The 10,051-nt window shown below is 72.1% G+C and carries 8 protein-coding genes; 1 reads left to right on the top strand and 7 read right to left on the bottom strand.

The annotated features are described in order from the left end of the window. Positions 1 to 228 precede the first annotated feature (228 nt). From AAHZ94_RS02425 to AAHZ94_RS02400, 6 genes are all read right to left on the bottom strand, one after another. On the bottom strand, positions 229 to 1,989 hold the full coding sequence (locus AAHZ94_RS02425; RefSeq protein ID WP_349990154.1) for an AMP-binding protein: 1,761 nt from the start codon (positions 1,987 to 1,989) through the stop codon (positions 229 to 231). Between the two features lie 11 nt (positions 1,990 to 2,000). Next, positions 2,001 to 3,929: an FAD/NAD(P)-binding protein gene (locus AAHZ94_RS02420; protein ID WP_349990153.1), complete on the bottom strand. Its 1,929-nt coding sequence runs from the start codon at positions 3,927 to 3,929 to the stop codon at positions 2,001 to 2,003. Positions 3,930 to 3,959: 30 nt separating this feature from the next. After that, positions 3,960 to 5,348: a TrpB-like pyridoxal phosphate-dependent enzyme gene (locus AAHZ94_RS02415; protein WP_349990152.1), complete on the bottom strand. Its 1,389-nt coding sequence runs from the start codon at positions 5,346 to 5,348 to the stop codon at positions 3,960 to 3,962. A 21-nt stretch (positions 5,349 to 5,369) separates the two neighbouring features. Then, positions 5,370 to 5,627: an acyl carrier protein gene (locus AAHZ94_RS02410; RefSeq protein ID WP_349990151.1), complete on the bottom strand. Its 258-nt coding sequence runs from the start codon at positions 5,625 to 5,627 to the stop codon at positions 5,370 to 5,372. 47 nt (positions 5,628 to 5,674) lie between these two features. Continuing rightward, positions 5,675 to 6,271 carry a LysE family translocator gene (locus AAHZ94_RS02405; protein ID WP_349990150.1) on the bottom strand — a complete coding sequence of 199 codons (597 nt, stop codon included), beginning with the start codon at positions 6,269 to 6,271 and terminating at the stop codon, positions 5,675 to 5,677. A gap of 779 nt (positions 6,272 to 7,050) precedes the next feature. Beyond that, positions 7,051 to 8,025 (bottom strand): amidase domain-containing protein, encoded by a 975-nt coding sequence (locus AAHZ94_RS02400; RefSeq protein ID WP_349990149.1) that lies wholly within the window; start codon positions 8,023 to 8,025, stop codon positions 7,051 to 7,053. Here AAHZ94_RS02400 and AAHZ94_RS02395 point away from each other — a divergent pair. Beyond that, positions 7,907 to 8,833, top strand: a complete 927-nt coding sequence (locus tag AAHZ94_RS02395) for a LacI family DNA-binding transcriptional regulator (RefSeq protein WP_349990148.1) — start codon at positions 7,907 to 7,909, stop codon at positions 8,831 to 8,833. The two genes, AAHZ94_RS02400 and AAHZ94_RS02395, sit on opposite strands and share 119 nt — an antisense overlap. Before the next feature lie 262 nt (positions 8,834 to 9,095). Here the strand turns inward: AAHZ94_RS02395 and prcA are convergent, their stop codons facing one another. Continuing rightward, positions 9,096 to 10,007 (bottom strand): proteasome subunit alpha, encoded by a 912-nt coding sequence (gene prcA, locus AAHZ94_RS02390; RefSeq protein WP_349990147.1) that lies wholly within the window; start codon positions 10,005 to 10,007, stop codon positions 9,096 to 9,098. Between the last annotated feature and the right edge of the window lie 44 nt (positions 10,008 to 10,051).

The raw sequence follows: 10,051 nt of genomic DNA, 5'->3' as shown, positions 1-10,051 counted from the left end.
CCCCCCTCAGCCGGGGGGCCCGCGGGGCCGGCGCGCACCCGGCCCGCCCCCGATCTTGGGGGGGGGCCACCCCCACCCCGTACCGCAGCGTCTGTGCCACGGGGGCGGAACCCGCGGCACGGACGGAAGCACGGATGACGGGCAGGGGCTCGGGTTACGGGCGGGCCGTCGGCGCCGCCATCAGGGCCGGCACCGGTGCGCGCGCCAGCCTCGGTTGCCGCGCCCCCATCACGCCTGTGCCGCGGGCCGTTCTGCGGCGAACTCCACCCCGCGTGACCTGCGCAGTCGTCGTACGGCCTCGCGCTGGACCTTGCCCGACTCGGTGCGCGGCAGGTCGTCGACGAACTCCACGAACCGTACGCGCTTCGCTTCGGGGAGGTGTTCCGCCAGGTGGCCGAAGAGCGCCTCGGCGGTGGCCCGGCTGGCGTTCCAGCCCGCGGCCAGTACGACGTACGCCTTGGGCACCAGCCCGTCGGTCTCGGTCACCGGGACGACGGAGAGTTCGGCGACGGCGGGGTGCAGGACCAGGACGTGTTCCGCCTCCAGTGGGGCGATCCGGGTGCCGTCCGGGCCGTCGAAGACGTCCTTGCGCCGGCCGAGGTAGCGCAGCGACCCGTCCGCGGCCCGGCGCACCAGGTCGCCGGTGCGGTAACGGCCCCCGGGGGTGCGGCTGGTGGCGTTGTCCTCCGGGTCGTGGTAGCCCAGCATCATGCCGACCGGGTCGTTGGCCAGGTCCAGGCAGAGTTCGCCCTCGTCGGCCGCCTCGTCGGTGCCCGGCCGCAGCACGACCAGGTCGTATCCGGGCAGTGGGTGCCCCATGGACACCGGGTCGGCGGACGAGCCGGCGGTGACCCCGCCCAGCGCGGTCACCTCGGACTGCCCGAACCCGTTGCGCACCCGCACCCCGGCCAGCGCCTGGACCTGCTGCACCACGTCGCCCAGCAGCGGCTCCCCGACGCTGACCGCGTGCCGCAGCCCGGGCAGACCGCCCGGCAGGCCGGTGCGGATCAGGGCCCGCCAGGTGCTCGGCGGCGCGCAGAAGCTGGTGATGCCGCCGGACTGCAACACCGTCAGCAGCCGCTCGGGGGTGGCGTCGGCGCTGTCCATGGAGACCACCGTGGCCTCCGCGTTCCAGGGGCCGAACAGCGAGCTCCACGGGTATTTGGCCCAGGCCGGCGCCGAGACGTTCAGATGCACGTCACCGGGGCGCAGGCCGTTCCAGTACATGCTGGCCAGATGCCCGATGGCGTAGCTGACGTGGGTGTGCACGACGAGCTTGGGCCGTGCCGTGGAGCCCGAGGTGAAGTAGGAGAAGAGGGGTTCGTCGGCGGGGGTGGGGCCCTCGGGGGTGAAGGTGCCGCGGTGGGTGGCAGCGGACGCGTAGTCGGTCCAGCCGGTCGGCGCCGGCTGCTCCCCACCCACGACGATCTTGGTGTGCAGTCCGTCCACCGCGAGCCGCGGCGCGATGCGGTGGTCGGCGATCACGTGCCGGGCCCCGGTCCGTCCGATCCTGGAGCGCAGTTCGTCCGGGGCGATGGTGGTGAAGGCGGGTGCGATGACGGCCCGGATCTTGATCAGCGCGAGCATCAGCTCCCACAGCTCGATCCGGTTGTCCATCAGCAGCAGTACGCCATCGCCGCGGCGTACGCCCTGGTCGAGCAGCCAGTCGGCGGCCCGGTCGGAGCCGGTGGAGAGCTCCTGGAACGTCGCTTCGCCCTGGCCGACGATGCGCAGGGCCGTGCGGTCGTTGCCCTCGGCGATGCGGTCGAACCAGTCGATCGCCCAGTTGAAGTGGCGGGGCCTTGGCCAACGGAAGGTCTTGCGGGCGGCGTCGTGGTCGGCGGCGTGCAACAGGAGGTCGCGCGCCGCCCGGAACTCCTCGTACGCCTCGGCCGTCCCGCTCGCCCCGTGCCCTTCGTGCTCCGCTGCCTGTCCCGCTGCGGGTTCTTCTTCGCGTTCCGCTTCGGGTTCCGCGTCGTGCTCAGACACCTGGTCTCCGATCACTGGACGGCGTGGGACTTGGCGCGGCGCAGCACGCTGAGCGCGATCACGTCGGCGTCCCGGGTGAACGAGGTGGACACGCCCGGCCGGCCGTTGCCGATCTGGGTGAACCAGCACGCGCCCTCGGTCGGGATGCCCAGCGCGTACAGCGCGCGGTGCGGCCGGCCGTCGGCCGCGCCCCCCCGGCGGTCGGCCGCGGTGATGTGCCGCGCCCCGGTCGCGTACGCCTCGTCGGCGGTGCCGTGCGTGAAGCCGCCGGCCATCCGCTCGGCGACCAACTGCCGCAGCAGCGGGTCGGTGTTGCGCACCAGCCCCGGGGTGGGGATGCGCGAGTCGATGAGCACGTCGCAGTGTTTGCGTGAGCCGTCGACGGCCGGGGACTCCAGGTAGAACCGGCCGCGTTCGGCATCGTGCCCGTGCGCCACCTCGGGCCCCACGACGTCCAGCACCCGGGCGTCGATGAGGGCGAGGAACTGTGCGGTGCGGCTGCGCGGCGGGCCGGTGAACAGCGGCGAGGTGCGCGAGGCGAACCGGCCGAGGAAGTCCACCCGGTGCGAGCGCGCGGTCAGGCCACCGAAGTCGACGGCGTGCCGCAGGACCTCGCGGGAGTCGCGGATGGCGTCCAGGGCGGCCTTGAGCGGGCCGTCCACATTGCCCCGGCCGGCCTCGGCGATGTCGTCGACGAGCAGGCCCCGCAGGGCGGCGACGAGGTCGGCGCCGGAGCCGAAGCGCCGGTGGTGCAGCGGCCTGGCCAGCCGTTCGAGGTCCACCGGCGCCGGGTCGTGCAGCCCGCTGCGCTCGGCCACCGCCCGCCACCGCGCCGGCTCGGGGCCGAGCGCGGCGAGCTGTTCGCCGAGCCGTGCGGCCTGCTCCGCACCACCCTGCTGCCTGGCCTGGGTGGTGTAGTACGCGTAGCTGACCTCGGCCAGCAGCAGCGGCAGTACGTCGCGGTCGAAGTCCAGGGCCGGGGTGCCGTCGCGCCGGACGCGCTGTTCGCGCAGCCGGCCGACGGCGGCCGAGGTGAGGAACTTCGGCGCGGCGCGTTCGGTGACGCCCTTCTGGTTGCGTCCGCGCGAGCGGATCGGCAGGCCGCTGCGCGAGCCGGCGACCACCCAGGGTTCGTTGCCGCTGGGCACGTAGAAGACCGTGCCGTCGGGGCTGTCCTTGAACCGTCCGCCGCGGCCGACGGTGAAGGACATCACGATGTCGTAGAAGGAGAGGCCGAGGCCCACGACGCCGACCGCGGTGCGCGGGGCGATGGTGTGAAGGTCCAGGTCGGCGGCCGAGTCGCCGCTCAGGTAGCGCAGCCTCGGGGTGGTGCGGGCGTGGTCGGTCAGTGCGCGCTGGTGCTCGCTCAGTTCGGCCTCGGCGTGGCCGGTGGTGATGACCACCGCGTCGACGGTGAGGGTGTGTTCTTCCGCGGCGGCGTCCTGCGGGTGGCTGGTGACGGTGAGTTCGTAGCGTTCGGCGCGTTCGCGGACCGCGGTCACCCGGCCGGTGAGCTCGGTGACTTCGCCACGGGTGGCCATGTCGCGCCGCACGGCGTCGTAGACGTGGTGCAGGTACCGCCCGTACGCGTACCGCGGTGCGTAGTCGTCGCGGCCCAGGGCGGTGAGTTCCGGGTCCGGCTGGGTGCCCAGCCACTGGTGGAAGGACAGGCCGGCACCCGGTCGGCAGGGCCGGCCGTCGGGGACTCCGGAGAACATGCTGATCTCGCCGACCACGGTGTTCATCAGGAAGCAGCTCTCCTGGTCGACCCGCCAGATGCGGCCGGCGCCCAGTTCCACCGCGTCGATCAGCCAGACTCTGACGTGCCGCGGCTCCGGCTCGGCCGCGAGTTGGGCGGCGATCCGCTCGAAGACGGAGATCCCGCGCGGGCCGGTGCCCACGATCGCAAGGTCGAGCACCTCGTCGGTCAGGTGTTGCACGGCCTGTCCCTCCCTCGGTAGCGCCCCGGGTCAGCGGGGTGTCGCGGCTAAGTCGTCCACGTCAGGAAGCCGGTCGAGCGAGGCGGCGATCAACTCGTCGGGGGCCGCCATGTCGGTCATGGTTCCGCTGAGGAACTGCTGGTACGCGGAGAGGTCGAGCAGGCCGTGCCCGCTGAGGTTGAACAGGATGACCTTCTCCCTGCGCTCCCGCTTGGCCACCAGGGCCTCTTCGATGGCGGCGCGGATGGCGTGGGCCGACTCGGGGGCCGGGATGATGCCCTCCTCGTCGGCGAAGCTGATGCCGGCCTCGAACACGGCGCGCTGCGGGTAGGCGACGGCCTCGATCAGCTTCTGCTCGTACATCGCGCTGACCAGCGGGGCGGCGCCGTGGTAGCGCAGGCCGCCGGCGTGGATGCCCGGGGAGACGAAGGTGTGTCCCAGGGTGTACATCTTCGTCATCGGCGTGATGCCGGTGTAGTCGTTGTAGTCCCAGGCGTAGCGGCCCTTGGTGAGCTTCGGGCACGCCTCCGGTTCGACGGCGAGGAAGCGGGTGTCCAGGCCGTCGTGCACCTTCTTGTGGAAGAACGGCAGGGTGATGCCGGAGAAGTTGCTGCCGGCGCCGACCGCGCCGATCACCACGTCGGGGTAGTCGCCGAGCGCCGCGAACTGGCGGATGGCCTCCTGGCCGATGACGGTCTGGTGCAGCAGGACGTGGTTCTCGCCGCTGCCCACCGACAGGTTGCAACGCTCCACCTGGCGGGCGTGCTCGAAGGCTTCCGCGTTGGCGATGGAGAGGCTGCCGTCGGTGTTCGGGTCGCGGGCCAGCGCGGCCCGGCCGGCCTCGGAGTTCTCGTTGGGGCTTGAGATGACCTTGGCCCCGTTCATCTCCATCATGATCCGGCGGTAGGGCTTCTGGTCGTAGCTGACCCGCACCATGTAGACGGTGCATTCGAGCCCGAAGATGCGACAGGCCACGGCGAGCGCCGAGCCCCACTGGCCGGCGCCGGTGCCGGTGGTGAGGCTGGTGATGCCGGCTTGCTTGTAGTAGTACGCCTGGGCCAGCGCGGTGTTGAGCTTGTGGCTGCCGGTGGTGTTGGTGCCCTCGTACTTGTAGTAGATCCGGGCCGGGGTGTCGAGCAGTCGCTCCAGGCGGCGGGCCCGGTGCAGCGGGGTGGGCCGCCAGCGCAGGTACTCCTCGCGCACCGGCTGCGGGATCTCGATGAAGCGCTGCCGTCCCATGCTCTGCCGGTACATCGACAGGGGGATCTGCGGGGTGACGGCGCCGCCGCCCTGCCGGGTCTCCGGCCTGGCCTGGCGCAGCTTGGCCGCGTCCGCCACGCCGGTGAGGTCGGACAGCACGTTGTACCAGTGGGTGGGGACGATTTCCTCGGCACTCAGCGAGGCTTCTGCATTCACCATGGCGTTTCCCGTTCCTCGCTTCTAGGAATTTCCGACGTGCGTCTGGACCAGTTGTACGAGATCGCTGACCTGACGCAGCGGGACCGCGAAGACCTCGCTGTCCCCGATCTCGATGCCGCATTCCTGCTCGATGCGTACGACGATCTCCAGGATGGTGAGCGAGTCGACACCGATCTCCGGTAGCTCGTCGGCCAGCCCAATGCTTTTCGGGGCGGCCGAGCCGAGCACTGCCGTAATGATTTCGTAGAGCTGACTCTCGACCTTTTCGGGAGACGTCAAGGCAATCCCTCTTTCCGGGGAATTCCTGGGGATTTGGGGGCGCTCCGTTATGCGGCGGGGCTCGCCATCACCGCGGTGCGCAGGCCGAGGACCAGCAGGATCGCGGCGCTGGTCCAGGCGATCCCCATCCGCACGGCCGGCTTGGCGAGCAGCCGTCTGGCGAAGCCGACCACGGCGACGACGACGGCGTACCACGCTGCGCTGATCATGATCTGCACGGCCGTCAGGGTGATCACGTCGGCGGGCGAGCCGCCGTCGGCCGGCAGAAATTGGGGGATGAGGGCCAGATAGACGGTGGCCATCTTGGGGTTGGCGGCACTGGTGACCAGCCCCGGCCGGTAGGAGCGCCACACCGTGGCCGTGCCGGGCCGGGCGGCTGCGTCCGTTTCCTGGCTGCCGAAGCTGCGCCGGTTGCGGACCGTCATGACGGCGAGGTAACAGAGGTAGGCGGCGCCCGCCAGTTTGAAGGTGGTGAACACCAGTTCCGAGGTCTGCGTCAGGGCGGCGAGCCCGAGGGCGGAGGTCGTCGCCCACATCAGGAGGCCGGTACTGCTGCCGAGAATGGTGACGAGTCCGGCCAGCCGACCGTAACGCAGCGTTTCATTCACCAGAACGACGAATGACGGCCCCGGTGCGGCCACCATCGCGAATACCGTCGCAATGAAGACCCCACTCACCATGGGACTGCCAGAGTTTCGATCTTCCTATATCCGGGGGGCGACTCTGGAGCTTGCGCCTGCAATCGAAAATCCCCCTTAAAGGTTCGACAGCACCCGGTCTCTCGATCGCCGCTCGCACACCGTATCGACTTCGAATGCGGCGGGCAACAGTTTGTTAAAGGGGGTGGTGCACATGCCGGGTAATTATGAACCAGGAGGATGACGTTTCGGCCACTCCGGGGCGGGGCTGCGAACGTGTCACGTCGGACGGCTGCCGTTGGGGAGTGCACATTCGGCCGGGCTGAGATCGGTTCCCCGAGGCGGTCCGGCGACCGGCCACCGCACCCCGGCCACTCCAGGAGGTCTGCCGCCTTACCCGCACATAAGCACCATGCACCAGCACGGTCCGCGCCCACCGCGTACGGGCGCTACGCATCGGCGCTGCACGGGAGCGGTCGCGCCGCTCGGCCGCGTACGGCCGTCACTGCGTACGCGACGGCGCGGTACGGGGCTGCGCCGCGTACGGGACACGGGCGGCGCGCGGGGCAGCGGCGCGTAGGGAGCGCCGCGCGTAGGGGCACGGCGGCGGGCCGTGCCGCCGCGCACGCACGGGCCCCGCCGGGGACCGGTTCGGGTCCGCGGCGGGGCCGTGGGGTTCGTCCGCCCGCTCGGCCACGCGGCAGCGGGGGCCGGGCGGGGCGAATCGTACGCGCCGGGCGGGCGGGGCCCACCGCGGCGCGCGCTGCCGGCCGCCTCCGTCAGGATCAGATGCGGTAGGCGTAGTACAGGGAGTTCGGGTACGACGCGATGATGCTCGCCACCGACTTCCGGTAGGTGTTCACCGAGTGGTAGGTGAGGTACGGGACGCCGCTCGCGCTCCGGTAGGTGACCATCATCGAGTGGTCCTTGGAACCGTCCCGGTCGAAGTCCATCTGCATGACGTCACCGACGCCCATGTGGTAGACGTTCGACAGGTTGGTGGCCCGCTTGTGGTGCAGCGTGAACCAGGACCACTCGTTGACCCCGACCCAGGAGAGCGACTGGTACGAGGAGTCGTACCACCAGTTGCGGTAGTCGTCGTAGCTGCCCGGCTGGTGCTTCCAACCGCCGGCCTTCAGGGCCTGGCTGACGAAGTTGGTGCAGTCGCCGCCCGCGTCGTTGAACTTCCGGTACGCGGGGTTGTAGTCCTTCCAGTACTTCTCGGTGTACGCGGCCATCGCCTTGTAGTCGTAGCCGGCGGTGCCCGGCGGCTTGTTCTGCGGCGTGGCGGGCTTGGTGATGGCCGCGCGGGTTGCGCTGGGCAGCGCGTCCGCGGTGGTCACCGCCGGCGCGGCGGGCGCGTTGATGGCGACCGGTCCGTCGTCGGTCGAGCGCACCCCGGTCAGCTCCCACTTGCCGCCCGAGGTGCGGGCGAGGGTGAGTTCGTGGTGGGCCTGGAAGCCGGTCGTGGCCGGCTCGTCGCCGCGGAGCTTCTTGTAGCGCAGCAGGGTGGTCTCGGTGACCTGCACCGTGGCTCGGTTGCCCTGGATGCGGGTGCTGTTCACGGTGGCCTTGGTGTCGCCGGAGGAGTACTCCTCACCGAGGGCGGCCAGCCGCGCCTTGCGCTTGCCGAGCGAGGAGGTGGTGCCGTCCTCCGTCCGCGCCTGCTTCGCCGACAGGCGCACCGCACCGCTGTCCACCGCCGCGGCCCGCCGCGCGGGGCGGCCGTCCACGATCGCGGCCGTGCGCTCGGAGAGCACGGCGTCGGCGATCCGGGCGAAGGACCGGGTGGTGGTGGCATCCGCGGTGCGGGGCTGCGCGCCAGCGCGGTGGGGGGGGGGGGGGGGGCCCCCCCCCGCGCCGGGGGGGGGGGGCCGGGCGCCGGCCCCGGGCGGCCGGGGGGGGGCCGCGCTCGACGGGGTCATCGCCTCGTCCATGGCGGCCGATGCGCTGGCGGCCCTGCGCGGCGACGGGCTGCCGCTGGTCATGCTCGACAGCGACCCGGACCGCACCGGGGCCGCCGCCACCGTGAACGTGGACATCGCGGCCGGCATGCGGCAGTTGACGGAACACCTGCTCACGCTCGGCCACCGCCATCTGGTGCACCTGGCCGCCGCGGTGGACTCCTGGGCCTTCCGGGTACGCGCCGGGGCGCTGGCCGCAGCGCTCGGCGGCGTGCCGGGGGCGAGCGTGCGCACCGAGCCGGCGCCGCTGTCCGTCGCCGGCGGGCTGAGCGCCGCCGAACGCGCCCTGACCCGCCCCGGCCCCCGCCCGACGGCGCTGGTCTGCGACGACGACGTGCTGGCCGCGGGCGCGTGCAAGGCCGTACGGCGCCTCGGGCTGCGGGTGCCGCACGACGTCTCGGTCACCGGCTTCGACGACATCTCGCTGGCGACCGCGGTCGATCCCGAGCTGACGACGGTCCGGCTGCCCGCCGAGGCGGTGGGAGCAGCCGGCATGCGCGCCCTGCTCACGGTGGTGGACGGCGGCGTGGCCGAGGTGACCACCCTGCCGGTCGAGCTGGTCACCCGCGCATCGACGGCCCCACCACCACCCACACGGGCCTGACCCGGCAGCGCGACCCCACCACCCACACCGACCTGCCCCGTCAAGGCGGCCCCACCACCCACACCGGCCCGGCCCGGCCCCCGTCAGGCGGCCCCGACGACGAGGCGCCCCGCCCCCCCGGCAGCCACCCCCCGGCCAGGGCCGCCCCGCCCAGGCACCGCCCAGCCACCCGGCGGGACCGCACGACACGGCGCCCCGGCACACGGGGTGAGCCGTGTGCCGGGGCGCCGGACGGTGGTTGCGGGTTGCGGCCCGCCACGGGCTACTCCGCCGCGTCGTCCTGGTCCGCCGCGTCCGCTTCGCCCTTCGGGGCCTTGTCCGCCGCCTTGTCGGCGGCCCCCTTGGCGGCGCCCTTCGCCTTGCCCGCCGGCTTGCCGGCCGGCTTGTCCTCGGACGCCTCGTCCGCGGCTCCGGCCGCATCCTCATCGGCCGTGGACCCGTCCGCGGCGTCGTCGGCCGCCGGGGCGTCCGCGCCGTCCTCCTCAAGCAGCCGGGCGAGCTGGCTGCCGAGCAGGCGCTTGAACTTGCGCTGCTGGGGGCGGGTCCGGTCGAGCACCGCGACCTCTAGCTGCTCGGCGGTCAGGCTGCGCTCGCCGCCGTTGTTGTCGCGCGAGAGCGACTCCACGGCGAGCTTCAGCGCCTCGCCGAGGGTCATGCCGTCACGGTGCCGCTGATCGAGGTAGCTACCGATCTGATCGGAGTTGCCACCGACGGCCACCGAACCGTGCTCGTCCACGATCGAACCGTCATGCGGGAGGCGATAGATCTGGTCGTCCTCCGGTCCTGGTCCGACCTCGGCGACGATCAGCTCGACCTCGTACGGCTTCTCGGCGTTGCTGGAGAAGATGGTGCCGAGCGTCTGCGCGTAGACGTTGGCGAGGCCGCGGGCCGTCACGTCCTCACGGTGATACGTGAAGCCGCGCAGGTCCGCGTAGCGCACCCCGCCGATGCGCAGGTTCTCGAACTCGTTGTACTTGCCGACCGCCGCGAAGGCGATCCGGTCGTAGATCTCGCTGACCTTGTGCAGCGCCCTGGACGGGTTCTCGGCCACGAAGACGATGCCGTCGGTGTACTGGAGCACGACGACGCTACGGCCCCGCGCGATGCCCTTGCGGGCGTACTCGGCGCGGTCGGCCATGGCCTGCTGGGGTGAGACATAGAACGGCGTCGACACCGGCTATCCGTCCCTTTCTGTCAGTGGCGAATGCATGGGCGGAC

This window comes from Streptomyces sp. HSW2009, from assembly GCF_040240285.1.
In the GTDB taxonomy this organism is placed as follows: domain Bacteria; phylum Actinomycetota; class Actinomycetes; order Streptomycetales; family Streptomycetaceae; genus Streptomyces.
This window is presented reverse-complemented; position numbering and strand designations above follow the sequence as displayed.